This is a genomic window from Aquabacter spiritensis, from assembly GCF_004346185.1.
Classification (GTDB): Bacteria; Pseudomonadota; Alphaproteobacteria; order Rhizobiales; family Xanthobacteraceae; genus Aquabacter; species Aquabacter spiritensis.
In genome coordinates, this window is the sequence record NZ_SMAI01000004.1 from 50,330 (window position 1) to 68,738 (window position 18,409).

10 protein-coding genes are annotated in these 18,409 nt (G+C 66.8%); 6 read left to right on the forward strand and 4 right to left on the reverse strand.

Features of this window, described 5'->3' with window-relative positions; all coding sequences use genetic code 11:
• Positions 1–154: 154 nt before the first annotated feature.
• Together EDC64_RS08410 and EDC64_RS08415 are read left to right on the forward strand one after the other, a co-directional pair.
• Positions 155–2,836, forward strand: coding sequence for a S8 family serine peptidase (locus EDC64_RS08410; protein WP_132030842.1), 2,682 nt, complete (start codon positions 155–157; stop codon positions 2,834–2,836).
• Between the two features lie 391 nt (positions 2,837–3,227).
• Positions 3,228–5,942, forward strand: a complete 2,715-nt coding sequence (locus EDC64_RS08415) for a S8 family serine peptidase (protein ID WP_165933693.1) — start codon at positions 3,228–3,230, stop codon at positions 5,940–5,942.
• 62 nt (positions 5,943–6,004) lie between these two features.
• Here EDC64_RS08415 and EDC64_RS08420 read toward each other — a convergent pair whose 3' ends face one another.
• A complete protein-coding gene (locus tag EDC64_RS08420) occupies positions 6,005–6,913 on the reverse strand; it encodes a LysR family transcriptional regulator (RefSeq protein ID WP_132030844.1) in 909 nt (302 codons plus the stop codon).
• Between the two features lie 116 nt (positions 6,914–7,029).
• Between EDC64_RS08420 and EDC64_RS08425 the strand changes: the two genes are divergently transcribed.
• The 3 genes from EDC64_RS08425 (at position 7,030) to EDC64_RS08435 (ending at position 9,250) form a co-directional block, all read left to right on the forward strand.
• Positions 7,030–7,824 carry a type 1 glutamine amidotransferase domain-containing protein gene (locus tag EDC64_RS08425; protein ID WP_132030845.1) on the forward strand — a complete coding sequence of 265 codons (795 nt, stop codon included), beginning with the start codon at positions 7,030–7,032 and terminating at the stop codon, positions 7,822–7,824.
• Between the two features lie 71 nt (positions 7,825–7,895).
• Positions 7,896–8,207: a putative quinol monooxygenase gene (locus tag EDC64_RS08430; RefSeq protein WP_132030846.1), complete on the forward strand. Its 312-nt coding sequence runs from the start codon at positions 7,896–7,898 to the stop codon at positions 8,205–8,207.
• Positions 8,208–8,236: 29 nt separating this feature from the next.
• Positions 8,237–9,250, forward strand: coding sequence for an aldo/keto reductase (locus tag EDC64_RS08435; RefSeq protein ID WP_132030847.1), 1,014 nt, complete (start codon positions 8,237–8,239; stop codon positions 9,248–9,250).
• Positions 9,251–9,314: 64 nt separating this feature from the next.
• On the opposite strand, the gene EDC64_RS08440 is transcribed toward EDC64_RS08435, so the two are convergent.
• Together EDC64_RS08440 and EDC64_RS08445 are read right to left on the reverse strand one after the other, a co-directional pair.
• Positions 9,315–10,484 (reverse strand): alpha/beta hydrolase family protein, encoded by a 1,170-nt coding sequence (locus tag EDC64_RS08440; RefSeq protein WP_132030848.1) that lies wholly within the window; start codon positions 10,482–10,484, stop codon positions 9,315–9,317.
• Between the two features lie 83 nt (positions 10,485–10,567).
• On the reverse strand, positions 10,568–11,560 hold the full coding sequence (locus EDC64_RS08445) for a Bug family tripartite tricarboxylate transporter substrate binding protein (protein WP_132030849.1): 993 nt from the start codon (positions 11,558–11,560) through the stop codon (positions 10,568–10,570).
• A 132-nt stretch (positions 11,561–11,692) separates the two neighbouring features.
• On the opposite strand from EDC64_RS08445, the gene EDC64_RS08450 reads away from it, so the two are divergent.
• Positions 11,693–12,583 (forward strand): LysR family transcriptional regulator, encoded by an 891-nt coding sequence (locus tag EDC64_RS08450; protein WP_132030850.1) that lies wholly within the window; start codon positions 11,693–11,695, stop codon positions 12,581–12,583.
• Positions 12,584–12,641: 58 nt separating this feature from the next.
• On the opposite strand, the gene EDC64_RS08455 is transcribed toward EDC64_RS08450, so the two are convergent.
• Positions 12,642–17,960 carry a VWA domain-containing protein gene (locus EDC64_RS08455; RefSeq protein ID WP_132030851.1) on the reverse strand — a complete coding sequence of 1,773 codons (5,319 nt, stop codon included), beginning with the start codon at positions 17,958–17,960 and terminating at the stop codon, positions 12,642–12,644.
• Positions 17,961–18,409 lie beyond the last annotated feature (449 nt).

An 18,409-nucleotide genomic window follows, 5' to 3' on the forward strand; every position in this document is an offset into this window, starting at 1 on the left:
GAGACATTCCGGTGCCGCAATCGGAAGGCATGGGCCGATCGGCTTGCAGAGCACGCTGATCGGCCGATGCCGGGGGCGCAATCGCGGTCACATGCGTTGCGGCGTGGCCGGTCTCGGGTCATGCGGTGACGGATAGGTCCGGGGGACGATTTCAATGACGACGCGTTATATTCCGTCCGATCCGTTATTTGCCCAGCAATGGCATCTCTACAATTGGGGCCAGGATATTTACGGGCTTCCGCAGGCGCCGGGGGCCTATCGATACGACATCAACGTCACGGGCGTCTGGCCCGACTATACCGGGACCGGCGTTGTGGTCGGCGTTCTGGACGGCGGGTTCCAGCCGAAGCATCCGGACCTCGAGGCCAATTATCTTCTCGCGCCGTCGGAAGCCTATTTCAGCAGCGACAAACGGGCGATCGATCGGTCGCACGGTGTCGCCGCCATCGGCCTCGTCATCGCCGCGGAGAATGACGTCGGCGGCGTCGGCGTCGCCTATGGGGCGGACGGCATCGGCTACACCCACTTCAGCGAAGTGACGTCCTTCATTCGCGCCTCAACCTATATGTTGCTCGACGGCGTCGATGTGAACAGCAACAGTTGGGGCCTGCCGGGTCCCCATACCCTGCTTCAGCGCCAGGCGTTTGAAACGGCGCTGGTCAATCTGGTGGAACTCGGGCGGTCCGGTCTCGGCACCGTAAGTCTGTTCGCGGCCGGAAACGAGCGGACGAGCCATTCCGACACCAACGGCAATCCCTCCAGCAGCTCGCCCTACGGCATCACGATCGCGGCGGCGAGCATCGACGGAACGGTCACCAGCTATTCGACGCCCGGTGCCAGCATTCTCGTCGCAGCCCCAGGCAGCGGATTCGACACGGCTTTGAACGCGAAGGAAGTTCAAAGCATCGTCACGACCGATCTGATCGGCGCGGACGGGTACAACAAGACCGCCGGAGAGGCCGGAAACTACACCAACATCTTGGGGTCCGGTTTCAGCGGGACTTCGGCGGCCACGCCGATCGTGTCCGGCGTGGTCGCCTTGATGCTGGAGGCCAACCCCAATCTCGGCTATCGCGACGTCCAGGAGATCCTCGCCTACAGTGCCAGATCACCCGACGCCGTCGGAAGCTGGAGCACAAATGGCGCCACCGACTGGAATGGCGGTGGACATCGCTACAACCATGATCTGGGCTTCGGGCTGGTCGACGCGCTCGCCGCCGTCCGCCTCGCCGAAACCTGGCAGAAGCAGAGCACCTACGGCAATCTCGTCACCCAGACGGCAAGTTTTCCGGCCGATGATCCGTTCGCGGGAATGTCCCGGGTCGAAGCCGGCGCGACGGCCACATTCCGCGTTCAAATCGAGGCGTCCATTCGGGTCCAGCATGCCGTGGTCCGGCTCTCGCACGAGCCGGTCGGCCCCACGCTTCAAGGCGTTACGGTGACGTTGACCGGTCCCGACGGCCGGACCACCAGCACCCTTCTGAATGCGGCCACCGCGATCGATGCGTCCGCGGGGGTCTTCGTCTTCGACACGGTGCATGATTGGGGGCAGTCGAGCGTCGGGGAATGGACCCTGACGATCGCCAACAATTCCAGCCAGGCGTTGGAAATCGCGTCCACTCTGAACCTATTGGGGGACACGCCCACGGCGGGCGAGACCTTCATCTATACGGATGCGTACGGCGATCTTGCCGGCGCCGAATCCGCCCGCGCCGTCCTCGACGCCGCGAGCCCCGGCCCGCACACCCTCAATGCGGCGGCGGTGACGTTCGACACGACGATCGACCTGTCGCAGCACATGGCGACGATCGCCGGGGTGGCGACGACGATCGGCAGCAGCATGGTGTTTGCGAGCCTGATCACCGGCGACGGCAACGACACTCTGGTCGGCGATGCCGGGGACACGACGGTCTTCTCCGGGCGCGGCATCAACACCGTGGATGGCGGGGCGGGCGCCGATACGCTGTGGCTGCTGAAGGGCGTCGGCGAGTATGTTCAGGCCGGCTACGGCACCGAAATCGTGCTCTACGGGGCGGCCAGCCAGGACATTCTCACCGGCATCGAGGCGCTCAAATTCGCCGACGGCACGCTCACCTTCGGCACCGATCCGATGGTGAACGAGGTGTTCTACGCCTTCCGCAATCCCGATCTGTTCGCGGCCGGGGTGGTGGCGGACGTGCATTATGCCGATGTCGGCTGGCGCGAGGGGCTCGACCCCAATGCCTGGTTCGACACCTCGGCCTATCTCGCCAAGAATCCCGACGTCGCGGCGGCGGGGATCAATCCGCTGGTGCATTTCGAGCAGAACGGCTGGTGGGAGGGCCGCGATCCCTCGGTCAATTTCGACGTCTCGCTCTATCTGGCGTTCAATCCGGACGTCGCGGCGGCCGGCATGGATCCGCTGCTGCATTATCTGCAATACGGCATCGTCGAGGGGCGCCAGACCAGCATGGTGGTGGACGGCGCCCATCTCCAGGGGGATTTCGACGCCACTTATTATCTGCTGGCGAATTCGGACGTCGCTCTGGCCGGGGTCGACGCGTTCACGCATTACCAGCAATATGGCTGGAAGGAGGGGCGCCGGGCGGACGCCTATTTCGACACCTCCTTCTATCTCGCGCAGAATGCCGACGTGGCGGCGGCGGGGATCAACCCGCTGACGCATTTCGAGACCTATGGCTGGCACGAGGGCCGCAACCCGTCGCAGGATTTCGACACCAGCGCCTATCTCGCGGCCTATGCCGACGTCGCGGCCGCGGGCATCGACCCGCTGGAGCACTATCTGCGCTACGGCCTCGAAGAAGGCCGCTCCTCCTTCGCCTGGGACCTCGTCTGAGGGGGTGATGGCTGATGCGGGCTTGCCTGAAGTGGGACTTGCCCATGTCGATGTCGGCGTGACCGGGTCCCGCCGACATCGACGACGGTCGGCCGCGCGTGCCGAACCCAATGGACGGGGAGCCTGACCGATCAGACTGAAACAACCTGATCGGTTAGGCCTTGAATTTTTTGGACACCGCTTTCTCTAGCCCCACGCGCGGTTGTTCAATTTGGCGATGCGACGCGGAGTCCCAAGTCAGCCCTCCTCGTGTCTTCTCATTTCAGCGTATCCGAATTTTTCTTTCAAAAATTTCAACGTTCTTCCGTGCGTCTTTGGGTGGAGTTTTGCGCCGGAATACCTATGATCCCGGTCGATTTGAATGATTGGGCGGATTTCGGAGATAAATTCAATGGCTACGCGCTATCTGCCTTTGGATCCGCTGTTTGCGCAGCAGTGGCACCTTTACAATTGGGGACAAGATATACTGGGCCTGCCGCAAGATCCCGGTGCGTATCGCAATGACATAAACGTCACCGGGGTCTGGACCGATTACACCGGAAAAGGCGTCACGGTCGGCGTCGAGGACGACGGGTTTCAGGGGTCGCATCCCGACCTTGCGGCGAACTATTTGGCCGATCTGTCCTATAATCTTATGACGGATTTGCCCGGAGCGGCCGTGGCGTCGCACGGTACGGCCACCATGGGCCTCATCGTGGCGGCGCAGAATGGGCAGGGCGGCGTCGGCGTGGCCTATGACGCGCAAGCTATCGGCTACAGCAGCGCCGGCTTCGCAGAGCTCCCCTACAATTTCATCAAGGCTGCCGCGCACATGCTGGCGGACGGGGTGGACGTCAGCAGCAACAGCTGGGGCATGGAGTCCAGAACGCTGTTCGCCTCGGCGCCTTTGCAGACGATGTTCAACAATACGGCGCAGACCCTGGTCCAGATCGGCCGTGACGGGCTCGGCACGGTGACGGTGTTCTCGGCGGGAAATGGACGCGCCGCGTTCGAGAATACCATCTTCACGCCCACCGGCTCGTCGCCCTACGTCATCTCCGTCGCCGCAGCGAATATCGACGGCACGGTGACGAGCTATTCGACACCCGGACCCGGCATTCTCGTCGCGGCGCCCGGAAGCGGCGGCGCAGCCACCGGCACGGCCAAGGACATTGCAAGCATCGTCACCACCGATTTGCTGGGCACGCCCGGCTTCAACAGGGAGGAGGACGGGGACTATACCAATGTCAGCGGCGGGTCGGCCGGAAGCGTGGGATTCAACGGGACCTCGGCGTCCGCACCGATCGTGGCCGGCGTCGTCGCGTTGATGCTGGAGGCCAATCCCCTCCTCGGCTATCGCGACGTGCAGGAGATTCTCGCCTACAGCGCCAAGACGCCGGCCGAGGTCGCGACCTGGAGCGCCAACAGCGCGACCGATTGGAACGGTGGCGGCCGTCTCTACAACAACGATCTCGGCTTCGGCCTGGTCGATGCCCTCGCCGCTGTCCGCCTCGCCGAGACGTGGCAGAAGCAGAGCACCTTCGCCAATATCACCAAGCAGACCGGGAGCTTCACCAGCGGTCCGCTCGTCTTGGACTCCAATACGACCCGCAGCTTGACCCTGGGCTTCCAGGAGGCGGTGCGGGTTCAGCACGCGACATTGGCCATTGACATCATAATGGGCGCGGGCGCGGACTTGGCCGATGTGTCCTTGACGCTGTCCGGTCCAGGTGGCCACACCAGCACGGTGTTTTTGGATGCGTCGCTCTACCCGCCGTTTACATCGAGTGCTCTGACGCAGCTGACCTATACGTTCGACACCCTGCACAATTGGGGCGAGATCAGCAATTCCGGCCAGTGGACGTTGACCGTCAACAATGCCAATGCCGCGGAAGTCCGGCTCGATGCCTCTCTGGTGTTGCTCGGCGACGCGGCCGGGGCCGGCGAGACCTTCATCTATACCGACGATTATGCCCGTCTGGGCGCGGCGGAAGCCGACCGGGCGATCCTCGGCGCGACCACCGTGGGCCCGCACACCCTCAATGCGGCGGCGGTGACGTCCGACACGACGATCGACCTGTCGCAGCACATGGCGACGATCGCCGGGGTGGCGACGACGATCGGCAGCAGCATGGTGTTTGCGAGCCTGGTCACCGGCGACGGCAACGACACTCTGGTCGGCGATGCGGGGGACACGACGGTCTTCTCCGGGCGCGGCATCAACACCGTGGACGGCGGGGCGGGCGCCGATACGCTGTGGCTGCTGAAGGGCGTCGGCGAGTATCTGCAGGCCGGCTACGGCACCGAAATCGTGCTGTACGGCGCGGCCAGCCAGGACATTCTCACCGGCATCGAGGCGCTCAAATTCGCCGACGGCACGCTCACTTTCGGCACCGATCCGATGGTGAACGAGGTGTTTTACGCCTTCCGCAATCCCGATCTGTTCGCGGCCGGGGTGGTGGCGGACGTGCATTATGCCGATGTCGGCTGGCGCGAGGGGCTCGACCCGAATGCCTGGTTCGACACCTCGGCCTATCTCGCCAAGAATCCCGACGTCGCGGCGGCGGGGATCAATCCGCTGGTGCATTACGAGCAGAACGGCTGGTGGGAGGGCCGCGATCCCTCGGTCAATTTCGACGTCTCGCTCTATCTGGCGTTCAATCCGGACGTCGCGGCGGCGGGCATGGATCCGCTGCTGCATTATCTGCAATACGGCATCGTCGAGGGGCGCCAGACCAGCATGGTGGTGGACGGCGCCCATCTCCAGGGCGATTTTGACGCCACTTATTATCTGCTGGCGAATTCGGACGTCGCTCTGGCCGGGGTCGACGCGTTCACGCATTACCAGCAATATGGCTGGATGGAGGGGCGCCGGGCGGACGCCTATTTCGACACCTCCTTCTATCTCGCGCAGAATGCCGACGTGGCGGCGGCGGGGATCAACCCGCTGACGCATTTCGAGACCTATGGCTGGCACGAGGGCCGCAACCCGTCGCAGGATTTCGACACCAGCGCCTATCTCGCGGCCTATGCCGACGTCGCGGCCGCGGGCATCGACCCGCTGGAGCACTATCTGCGCTACGGCCTCGAAGAAGGCCGCTCCTCCTTCGCCTGGGACCTCGTCTGAGGGGCGACGTTTGACGCGGCCCCTTGCGCGATCCGATCGGCGCGATCGGATCGCGCCCGCCATCAGTCCGGTGCCGAAATCTCCCGCGCGACCGCGCCGATCAGCGCCCGCAGCCAGCGATGCGCGGGATCGTGGCGGTAGCGGACGTGCCAGGCCATCTCGACCGGGAAGGTGCCGAGATCGACCGGAGTGGGCAGCACCTTCAGCCGGGTGTCGTGGGCGAGCCGGCGGCAGATGAGGCGCGGCAGCGTCGCGCAATATTCGGTGACGGCGACCATTTCGGGCACCGCCAGGAAGTGCGTCACCGAGACGGCGACCTCCCGCCGCAGCTTCTGCTGCGCCAGCGCCTGGAACAGGCCGGCCCGCAGCCGCCCCGGCGGCACGACATTGACGTGCTTCAGCCGCTCGAACTGGGCGCGTGAGATCCGATCGCCGATCTGCGGATGGTCGGCCCGCACCACGCAGGCCAGTCCCTCGTCCATCAGATGCTGCACCACCAGATTGTCCGGCGGGTCGACAATGCGCCCGAGCACCATCGCGGTGGTGCCGGACACCACGCCGGTTTCCGCCAGATCGTTGCCGTAGGGCGTCAGCGTGATCTTGATGCCGGGCGCGACCGTCTGGAGCCGGGCGACGATGGCGGGGACGAGGATGAATTCGACATAGCCGTTCGGGGCGATCACGAAGGTGCGCGCGGCGACGGCCGGGTCGAAATCCTGCTGGCCGAGCACCGCATCGTCGAGCTTCGCCAGCGCCTCGGTGATGACGGGCGCGAGTTCCAGCGCGATCGGCGTGGGCTGAATGCCATAGCGCTCCCGGATGAAGAGCGGGTCCTGCAACGTGGTCCGCAGCCGCGCCAGGGCGTTGGAGAGCGCCGGCTGGGTCATACCGAGGCGGGCCGCGGCGCGGGTGACGCTGCGCTCCTCCATCAGAGCGACGAAGATCGGCAGGAGATTGAGATCGTACCGCATGAGATATATCTCTATCGCAATATCTGAAATCCAAGAAATAAATTTCTTAAATGTCCAGTCCCGGCGCACTTTGCCGTCGTCCAGCGCGACATCACCCCAGCGCATCGGAGACGAAAATGGCCAAGGGAAAAGTTCTCGTGATCGGTTCCAACGCCACCCGGATCGAGGTCCAGGGCGGCTGGGGGGCAACCGGCCAGTATCTCAACGAAACCGTGGTGCCCGTCTGGGCGCTGCTCGAAGCCGGCTACGAAATCGTGCTGGCGACCCCCGACGGCACCAAGCCGCACATCGACCCGGCGTCGGATTCGGCGGATCATTTCGGCGGCGACACGGCGGCCTATGAACGCGCCAAGGCGTTCTATGCCGAGCATCCCGCGATGAACGAAGTCCGCACGCTGCGCAGCGTGATCGCGGAGGGCCTCGACGCTTATGCCGGCGTCTTCGTGCCGGGCGGGCAGGCGCCGGTCGTCGACCTGATGCAGGACCCCGACATGGGCACGATCCTGCGCCACTTCCACGCCGCGGAAAAGCCCACCGCGCTGCTCTGCCATGGCCCGATGGCCGTGGTCTCGGCGATGCCGCACGCCCGCGAATTCCGCGCCGCTTTGATCGCCGGCGACGTCGAGACGGCGCAGGACTTGGCGCAGGGCTGGCAATATGCCGGCTATCGCATGACCGTGTTCTCGGCCACCGAAGAAAAGGTCGTCGAGGACTATATCCTGAAGGCGAAGATGCACTTCACCATGCCGGATGCCCTGCGGGCGGCGGGCGGCGCGGTCATCACCACGCCGGTGGATTTCGCGCCGAACGTGATCGTCGATCGCGAGTTGATCACCGGGCAGAACCCGCGCTCGGATCACCCGATCGCCGCCGCCCTCGTCGCCGCGCTCGACCGGGCCCGGGCGGCGTGAGGTCGCGCAGGACAGGCGGGGCGCTGCGTTCGCGCCCCGCCACGGCCCCCGCGCCAGGGAGGAACACAGCCATGCAGAACCAAGCCACGCCGCAGCCCGTCAAGATCCTCGCGATCCTCGTCGCCCGGCCGGACAAGGCCGACGACCTCGCGGCGCTGCTCGGCACGATGGTCGGCGCGAGCCGGGCGGAGCCGGGCAATCTGCGCTACGATCTGTGGCGCGACCGCGCCGATCCCGGGCGCTTCGTGCTCGACGAATTGTATGTCGACGAGACGTCTGTCGCCGCGCACCGGGCGACGGCGCACTTCCAACACTATCTCTCCAGGATCGGCGACCTCGCGGACCGCAGCGTCATGACGCTCGACCCGCGCGAGGTGGCGTGAGGCGAGGGATTTCAAAAAGGGATTTCGACATGGCACTCAAGGACATTCTTCGCAGCCGGCTCGGCTTCGGCGCCGCCCCGCTCGGCAATATGTTTCGCGACATTCCCGAGGCGGAGGCTTCGGCCACCGTCGCGGCGGCCTGGGCCGAGGGCATCCGCTATTTCGACACCGCGCCCTTCTATGGTGCGGGCCTGGCCGAAATCCGCCTGGGCGCGGCGCTGGCCGACAAGAATCGCGACGACTACGTCATCAGCACCAAGGTCGGCCGGATCGTCCATGAGGAGGTCGAGGATGTCGCGGCCCGCGACCTCGGCGAGAAGGGGGACGTCTTCAAGCACGGCCGCCCGAACCGGGTCGAGAACGACTATTCCTATGACGGGACGCTGCGCTCGATCGAGGACAGCCTGAAGCGGTTGAAGACCGACCGGATCGAGGTCGCGTTCGTCCATGACGTGGCCCAGGATTTCTACGGCGACGAATGGCTGGCCATGTTCGAGCGCGCGCGCACCGGCGCCTTCAAGGCGCTCGACCGGCTCCGCGACGAGGGCGTGATCAAGGCCTGGGGCCTGGGCGTCAACCGCGTCGAGCCGATCGAGCTGCTCCTGGAACTCGAAGAGCCGCGTCCGGACGGCTTTCTCCTGGCGGGGCGCTATACCCTTCTGGATCACGACCGCGCGCTCCAGCGCGTCATGCCGATGGTGGCGGATCGCGGGCTCGGCATCGTGGTCGGGGGCCCCTACAGTTCGGGCGCCCTGGTCGGGGGACCGAACTTCGAATATGCCCCCGCGCCGCCGGCCATCCTCGACAAGGTGGCGCGGATCAAGGCGATCGCGGACCGCTACGGCGTCAGCATGAAGGCGGCGGGGCTGCAATTCTCCCTCGCCAATCCGGCGGTCGCGGCGGTGATCCCGGGCGCCAGCCGGCCGAGCCGGATCGCGGAAGACAGCGCGGCGCTCGACGCGCGCGTTCCCGCCGATTTCTGGCGTGATCTCAGGCAGGCCGGGCTCGTCAATCCCGCGGCGCCGCTCCCGGACGGGGTCTGACCGGCGCGTCCCGATCATACGGAATGCGGGAGTGGCCGGCGCGATCCGGCCGCTCCCGCCTCCGTCAGACGCCGCGGACCGCCGCGCCGAGGCGCTCGGCGACCCAGTCGGTCATATAGTCGACCACCATCGTGCTGTTGTCGGCGCCGCAATGCTCGGCGCCGCCGTCGAAGAGGCTGAACACCTTGAGTTCGCGGTCGGTGCTGTTGACCGCCGCTTCGATGGTCTTCTCGGCATGCCAGAGCGGGATCTGGCGGTCGTTCTCGCCATGCACCACCAGAAGCGGGCAGGTGATGCGCGCGGCGACATGTTCGAGGCTCATCTGCTTGACCACCTCGAGGGTCTCGCCGAACGTGTCCTTGCCGAACACCCAGTTGAGATGTTCGCCATAGCCGGGCACCGAAGGTTCGCCATTGCCGTCCATGCGGCTCTGCACGGCCTCGCCATAGTCGAAGATGGCGCCCCAGGCGACGCAGCAGGCGAAGCGCTTCTCGAACGCGGCGGCGCGCGGGGCGTAATAGCCACCGAGACTGAGCGCGATGATGCCGATCCTTTTGGGATCGATCTCGCCGCGCGTCTCCAGATAATCGACGCAGGCCCCGGCCGGCTTCTCGGTATCGGGGCCGCTCGCGAGGCCCTGCAGGCGCAGCGCGGCGCCGACGCCGGGATGGTCGACGATCAGCAGCGACACGCCGCGGCGGCGGAACTCGTCGGCGATGGCGGAATAGACGATCTCCTTGGTGAGGTCGAGACCGTTGAAATGGACCATGCAGGGGGTCGGGCCGTCGCCGGGGGCCTTCATGAAGATCGCCGGCAGAGTGGTGTCGCCATAAGGCACGGCGACATATTCGATCGGCTCCTTGCGCAGCTTCAATCCCTTTTCATAAGCGGCGATGCCCTTCTTGTAGGCGACCAGCCGGCGCGGGTCCTTGTGGCTCGGCATGCGTTCGGCGAGCTGAAAATAGAGGCCGACGCGCAGATATTTCCGACCTGCCGACAAAGGATGCCCTGCGGCCTCGTCGGCTTCGGCCAGACGCTGCACGCGCTCGGCCATTCTGCACCAGCTTTCGAACCAGGCATTCTGCGCCACCGGGTCGCCGCCGAGCGCCTTCTTCGTCGCGGCCTCTTGGAGGCCGCGGCAGGCCTCGTCGATCTCCGCGATCTGCCCGCCGCGGTTGAGCGCCGACATCACCGCCAGGCTCCATGTATAATTCTGCGGGAAATACTGATACATCGTCGTATCCACGAAGTCCGAGAGAAAGCAGGGCGCCCCAGGTTTCGAGGCGTTCCGGAATCGCCCTGCCAAGGGCGGCGGATTTATTGCTGCTTGACGTTGGCGATCTTGACCAGTTCGGATTGGTTCGCCAGATCCTCTTGCAAGAATTTGCTGAACTCGGCCGGCGTGGTGCCCATGGGAATCAGGCCCAGATCTTCAAACTGCGCCTTGACCGCGGGCTTCGCCATGAAGCCGGCGACCGCGGCCTGGACACGATCGATGATCGGCTGCGGCGTCTCCGCGGGATACCAGAGGCCGTACCAGCCATTGATCATGTTCATCCCGGGAAGGCCGGCTTCGTCGAAGGTCGGCACGTCGGGAAGGACCGGCGCGCGGGTCGGGCTGCTGATCGCCAGCGCCCGGACCTTTCCGGCCTTGATGGTGCCGAGGCCGCCCGAGGTCGACACGAACGTCATGTCGATCTGGTTGGCGGCGACGTCCTGGAGCGCCGGGCCGCTGCCCTTGTAGGGGACGTGCTGGATCGAGGTGCCGGCCAGATGATTGAACAGCGCGCCGGCGAGATGGGTGATGTTGCCTTCGCCGGCGGATCCGTAATCCATCGAATCCGGGTTCTTCTTGGCGAGCGCGATGAAGTCCTTCAGGTCGCGCGCCGGCACCTCCGTATTGATGGCCAGAACCAGGCCGTAGGAGCGGGCGATCTGGGTGATCGGCGCGAAGTCCTTGACCGGATCGTAGGGCAGTTTCTTGTAGAGGACCGCGCTGCCGGTGAATTGACCGGTGGTCATCAGCATTGTGTAGCCGTCCGGCGCGGCCTTTGCGACGAGATTGGTGCCGATCGTGCCATTGGCGCCGCCGCGATTTTCGACCACGACGGTCGTCCCCAAGGCTTCGCCGAGATTCTGGGCGACGATGCGGGCCACGACGTCGAGCGAGCCGCCCGCGGCGGAGGGTGCGAGGATGCGGATCGGCCGGCTGGGCCAGGCATCCTCTGCGACGGCGGTCATGGGGGCGAGGGCGGTGCAGGCCGCGGCGACCAAGAGCGCACAGCCCAGCTGTCTGCGGGAATAAGGCATCGAACGGTCTCCCTATCGCCGGTCGGCAACATCGACGTGTTTCACCGCGGCTTGGGTCCCATCCTGCATTGCCGGCTGAGGCCGAAAAAGCATATATTCTCGACCCTCTCCATCTCAGAAAAGCATGGCCTCATGGATCTGCGGCAACTGCGCTATTTCGTGACGGTCGCCGAGACCGGCAGCATCAGCGCCGCCGCATCGATGCTGCACGTGGCGCAGTCCGCGGTGAGCCGGCAGATGCGTCGCCTGGAAGAGGATGTCGGCGGGGCGCTGTTCAAGCGCAGCATTGCCGGAACGGCGCTGACCGACAGCGGCACGATGTTGCTGGAGCGGGCGCGCTTCATCCTCGGCGAAGTGGAAAGCGCGGCCAACGACGTCTCCGTCTTCAACCGCGGCATGCGGGGCACCGTGCGCATGGCGGCGCCGGGCAGCGTGGGGCGGGCGCTGTATGTGCCCACGGTGCAGCTCTTCCGCGCCCAATATTCGCACGTTCACCTGGAACTGACCGAGACCAACACGGCCGATGTGCTTCAGCGCCTGTCGGCCGGGATGCTGGACCTCGGCATCGTGTCCGATCCCGGCGCGCACGAGCACCTGTCCTTCATGCCGCTGCTGCGGGAGGAAACGGTGCTGCTGTGTCCGCCCGGCGGCCCGCTCACGGCTGGCGGGCCGGTGCCGGTGGCGGCGCTGCGGGATCTGCCCATCATCATCCCCGCCGGTCTGCGCCGCATCTTTCAGGAGCGCTTCGGCGATCTGCGCCCCGCGCTGCAGATCGACGGTGTCGGCGCGACCGTGCAATTGACCTTGGCCGGTCTGGGCTATGCCGTGCTGCCGCGCTCGATCGTGTCGACGTCGGGGGCTCTGGAGCCGCTGGTCGCGGTGCCGATCGAAGGCTTCGCCATTTCCCGCATGCTCGCAACGGTCAAGGGACGGCCCGCGAGCCTCGCGGTCCGCGCCTTCCGGGCGGCCATCGAGGCCGAAGTTGCACGCGGCATCGAAGCCGGCCTGTTCTTGGCCGTGTGAGACGCGCGCGCCCAGGCGCCACGGGCAAAAGGGTGCCGCCGCCGGGGCGGCGGCACGATCACTGCACGCCGGGGATCGGCAGGCGCGGGTTCGCCGGCGGATTTGCCGGGGAACTTGGCGTCGGCTTGGCCGGTCCTTGCGTCCCCACAGCGCCGCCTTTGGTGTCGGTTTGCGGCACGTCGGGCCGACGGACGTCAGTGGGCGGGCGGGCCACCGGGCGGCAGGCATCGCCCTGCATCTGGGTGCCGCTCGGACAGACGCACTGCGTCCCGGCCGCGTTCGGCACCGCCGGCGGACGGCAGGCCAGCGTCGGCCCCTGGTTCGGCTTCACGCATTCCCGTCCGCGCTGGATGGTTCCCGGCGGACACTCGCAGGTGCCCTTCGGGGTCATCATGCGGGGCGGGGCGCAGGCGGGCGCCTTCACGCATTCCCGTCCGCGCTGGATGGTTCCCGGGGGACACTCGCAGGTGCCCTTGGGCGTCATCAGAAGCGGCGGGGCGCAGGCGGGGGCCTTCACGCATTCCCGTCCGCGCTGGATGGAGCCCGGCGGACACTCGCAGGTGCCCTTGGGCGTCATCAGCAAAGGCGGGGCGCAGGCCGGCGCCTTCACGCATTCGCGTCCGCGCTGGATGGTGCCCGGTGGGCATTCGCAGGCGCCGGTCGGGGTCATCATGCGGGGCGGGGCGCAGGCGGGGGCCTTCACGCATTCCCGTCCGCGCTGGACGGAGCCCGGCGGACACTCGCAGGTGCCCTTGGGCGTCATCAGCAAAGGCGGGGCGCAGGCCGGGGGCCGCACGCATTCCCGTCCGCGCTGGATCGAGCCCGGCGGGCACTCGCAGGTGCCCTTCGGGGTCATCAGCAAAGGCGGCGAGCAGGCCGGGGGCCGCACGCATTCGCGTCCGCGCTGGATCGAGCCGGGCGGGCATTCGCAGGTGCCCATGGGGGTCATGACGAGGGGGGCGGCGCAGGCCGGGGGCCGCACGCATTCGCGTCCGCGCGGGGTCGAGCCCGGCGGGCATTCGCAGGTGCCGCGGGGGCTCAGGACGAGCGGCGCGGCGCAGGTGGGAACCTTTACGCATTCCCGTCCGCGCTGGACGCTGCCCGGCGGGCATTCGCAGGTGCCCTTCGGGGTGAGGACGAGCGGGGCCGCGCAGGTCTTGGGCGGCGGCGCGACACAGCCGCGGCCTGCGATGAAGGCCTGTCCGGCCGGGCAGCCGGCGACCATCGGCGCGGCGGCCGCGGCGAGGAACGGGGCGCAATGGCCCCAGTTTCCGCCGTTCGACGAACTGTTCGGGTTGATCTGGCCGTGGGCGGTCGGGAAGTCGGTCGCCACCGGGGCGAGGCCGTCGGCGACGAAGCAGTTGGAATAGGTCCCCGGCGGCACCGGCGATCCCAGCGTCACCGTGAAGGTCACGCTCTGATTGAGCGCGAGCTGGAAGTTCGGCACCGCGCAGGTCGCCGGGGTCGTGCCGCCCCAGGTGCAGGCCACCGGCGGCGCGGCGGTGATCGAGGCGATCGGCAGGGGGGTCGCCGTGCCGCTCGCAAAGACGCCGTCTCCGAACAGGACCGGGCCGTCGAAGGCCATGCAGCGGGCGGTCACGGTCACCTTGAAGCTGCACGGGATGCCGCCTTCGCCGCCGGGCCGGCAGACCTCGTTCAAGGTCGTCTTCTTGACCCAGAGATAGGGCGCGGAGCAGGGCTCCGGCGGGGTCGCCACATAATCCTGCAGGCAGACCTGTCCGCTGGCCTCGTCGGGTTCGTGCACCGGCCCGGTTTCGGCATTGGCCATATTGTTCGGGACATGTCCGACCGTGCCGGTGCCGACGGCGGTGACCTGCGCATAATTCTTCATGCACAGCCACGTGCCGTTGGTGGGGATCGGCGCGGTCGGGGCGAGCGTGACCTTGAAGCTCAAGGTCGCGGTGCCGCCGGCGGCCAGCGTCGGGATGGTCCACACCACGGGATCGCCGACCACCGCGCTGGTCGGCGGCACGGAGGCCGGGTTCGAGGTCGCGACCGGGTTGCTGGGGGTGGTGAGCTGAGGCGGCAGGTCGTCCTGCACCACGACATTGGTCAGCGCGCCCGCGGTGTTGGTCAAGGACAGGGTGACCGTCACCTCGGTCACCGGATTGGTGTGCATGTTGATGTAGGTCGGCGAGATGCTCTTGGTGAGATAGAGGCCGGGGCACATTTCGCGGGCGAGGCCGGTGAGGGTGCTGTTCAAGGTCCCGAAGCTGCTGGAGAGGACATTGCCCCCGAGCAGCGCGTTGAGATGGGTGGACAGGCTGCCGATGCCGATGCCGATCACCGGGACGCCGGCCGCATAGAGCTGGTTGACCACCGGGATGGCTTCGTTGGTCGCGGTGACCGAGTCGGTGTACTGGGTCGTGCCGGCGGCATCGAGATAGGCGTTCGGCACGCCGTCTGTGATGAAGACCACGACGGTTCCCGGCGGCGGGCCGGGCAGCAAGGTCAAGGCGGCGGCGAGGCCGGCCTCCCAATTGGTGCCGCCGAACGGCGCATAGCCGGTCGCGATGCTGGAATAGGTCGTCGCCGCCATCGGCAGGACGGTCTGGGCGGAATCCGAGAAATGGATCAAAGCCGCCTGCGAGCCGTTGGCCCGGAAGAGGTTGGCGGCATTGTTCAGGGCGCCTTGCACGGTGCCCGCGGACGTGCCGACGCTGCCGGATTCGTCGACGACGAAGATCACGTTCATGCCGCAGACCTTGGGCACTTCCGGGGGATCCTCGACCACGTCGAAGCCGTCGTCCTTGAGCGTGACGCAGGACGTGTTGTCGGCGAGATTGGAATCGACGCCCGAAGCCGGCGCGATCGCCGCCGTCGCGCAATTCTCCCACGGGCCGGGTCCGGCCGCGGTGGCGGTGATGGTGATCGCGCCGAGCGCGTCGCCCGCCGCCGCCGGGCCCGCGCCGACATAAGTGCAGGTCAGGGTTGCGCCCGCGGCGATGGGCGCCGCGCCGCAGGTCCAGTCGGCGCCGCCCGCGACGGCGGTGAAGGTGAGGCCGGCGGGCACCGTGTCGGTGATGGTGATGGCGTTCGCGCCGGTGAAGCCCGGCCCGACATTGGTCGGGGTGAGGGTATAAGTGAGGGTCGCGGCGCCGGCGGCCGGCGCGGGGCCGGCAGGTGCCGCCGCCTCGATCTTCCCGGTCTTGACGAGCTTGACGTCGACTTTGGGATCGGTCTTCACCTCGATGCCGGCGCAGCTGCGATTGTTGTCCAGCGTCGTTTCCCGCAGCCCGGCCGCGGGCGCGACGCCCACCAGGCCGCAATTCTCGTACTTCCCGGGATCCTTCACGGTGGCCGTGATGGTGAGCGGATCGGCGATCTGGCCGGTGCCGAAGGTGCCGGGGCCGAAGGCGTGGGTGCAGCTCAGGCTGCCGGTCGAAATCGGCAGCGCGGGCGCGCAGGACCAATTGGTGCCGGCGGCGGCGGCGAAAACCATGCCCGCCGGCACGGCATCGGTCAGGGTGATGCTGCCGCCGGGGGCGAAGGGGGCGCCGGCATTGGTGACGGCGAGCGTGAAGTCGATTGTCCACAGGCCGGTCGTGGGATCGCGCACCGACTTGCCGGCGACCTTGTCGAGCTTGAGGTCGATCTCGGTCGCGCCGCACAGACGGGGGTCGGGATTGGTCAGGCAGTCGGGCAAAACCGGCCAGCACAGGCCGTCGCGGGCGAAGCCCCAGGGGCAGCCGATCTCGACGAAGAAGCCGCAGGTGCCGTTCGGAAGCAGCGGCCAGGGGCAGGCGCTGATCACCACGACCGGCGGCCAGACGACGGTTTCGACATAGACATAAGGCGGTTCGGCCGGATAGCCCGGGCCGCCATACCAGGCGACGGGCGGCACGCACGGCACCTTGACGACGCGCACGCCGCCGAGATGGCCGGCAATGCGCGGATCGTCTTCGCGGCGGTCGAAATCGATGAAATAGCTGGCCTCGGGCGGCGCGTTGAAGCCGCGCACCGGGCCGGCCGGGCTGCCCTGGAGGCCGGAGATCGCCAGCGGTCCGCCGGGCTCCATCCATTCGCGCAGGCTCGGATCGTTGCGCAGCTGCTGGCCGGTGGCCCACAGCGCATATTCGCAGGCGCCGCCGGTCATGACGCCGTATTCGTCATAGCCATAGCCGAGATCGACGCCGCCATTGGCGTTGCGGTAGGGGCCGGCGAAGCCGACGGCATATTCCTCCGGCAGCTTGATCCAGCGGCTCGGCGTCGCCGGATCGTTGGGGTCTTCGAGCCAATAGCGCAGCACGCGCGGCTCGCCCGGCTGGGTCAAAGCGAGATAATCGTAGCTGCCGGTCGGGGCGGTGCGCTGGGCGAGGATCATCGCCCCCTTGTGGGAGAACACGATGTCGGAGACCGCATAGGCCCCGAACTCGACCGAGACGTCGAGTTCCCAGCGCGGATCGCCGGCGAAGCCGCCGTCGCGCGTCAGACCCACCGACCAGATCTGCGGCGGGGTGCCGTCCGCGCCGTCGCCGACCGAATAGAACAGCCGGCCCTCGTGAAGCGCGAGGCCCCATACGCGGCGCGGGGCCGGCGCATAGCCCCAGCTCGCGGGATCCTCGGACTTGAAGCGCGGATCGGTGATCTCGACCCGGAACGCGGGATCGTACGGCACCGGCGGAAGGCCGGCGGCGGTCCGTCCGGCGGTGCCGTGGTCGAAGGCCGGCCCGGCCTCCCGGCCGTCGCGGATCGCAAGGCGGTGCACCATCCCGGTATGCAGATCGGAGACGAACAATTGCTGGTGCGCGGCGTCGAAGGCGAGATTGCCGAGCGCCGCCCCCGGATTGGCGCGCCCGTTCAAGGCCACCTGCGCGAACAGGCTGACCGCGCCGGTGACGCCGTCCACCTTGTAGATGCTGCCCGGCCCGCCGCGCAGGTCGGTGCCGAACTGGCCCGGCATCCAGAGCGTGCCGGGACCGCCGGTCTTGCGGCGCTCCAGCGTCCGGTCGGGCAGGGGCGCGGCGAGGTTCAGGCCGAAGGCCGAGGTCGCGGCGAGATAGGCGTTCGGCGCGATGGCGTCGTCGATCGCGACGCCGAACACCTGGCCGACCGTCTTCGCCGGTACGGCCAGCTTTTCCGGCGCGTCATAGACCCGCCCGTCCCACACATAGCCGGGCCGCGACGGATCGAAGAGCCGCGCCGAGATGCCGTCGGGATCGATGAAGGTCAGATCGTCGATCGTCTTGCCCGGCGGGAGAGGCCGGGCTGGATCGGGCGGCTGCACGCCGGCAAAGCCGGTGACCACCAGGTCGCCGGCCGCAAGCAGCGGCGGCGGGGTCTGGGCGTCTGCGAAACCGGAAAAGAGGGCCAGGAACCAAGCTGTCAGGGCGACGCGGACCAGAGGCCTGCACACTTTCCGTCTCCTAATGTTCACCCGATTGTGTTCTCGGGCGCAAACATTACACAGGATCGTGAATGTGGCTAGGACCGCACTTGCGTCACATGAGTCTTTATATTTTCAGTTTTCTGAGTATTTGTTTTGAATTCCGCTCTCGGCGAAAGCGTGAATTTCGTTAAAATTGTGAAAGGTGTATTTTTATGATGTCTTTTATGTAGCTTTATTACATAAAACTTTACTCATATTTAAAGAAATATTTTTTATTGACGATTTTCTGGAGATAAATTGAACGGTGTAAATATTTATTCGTAATTTTATTGATTTTGGCGCGCAGGCGCCGCTCAAGGTTGGTCGCAGGCCGGATCCAGGACCAGGGACGTGTCCGGTCGACGGCCGGGCTGGTGCGCAGGCGCGATGCGGCGGCGTCGGGGATCCCTGCGCGGTGACGGGCCCGCCGGAGCGTC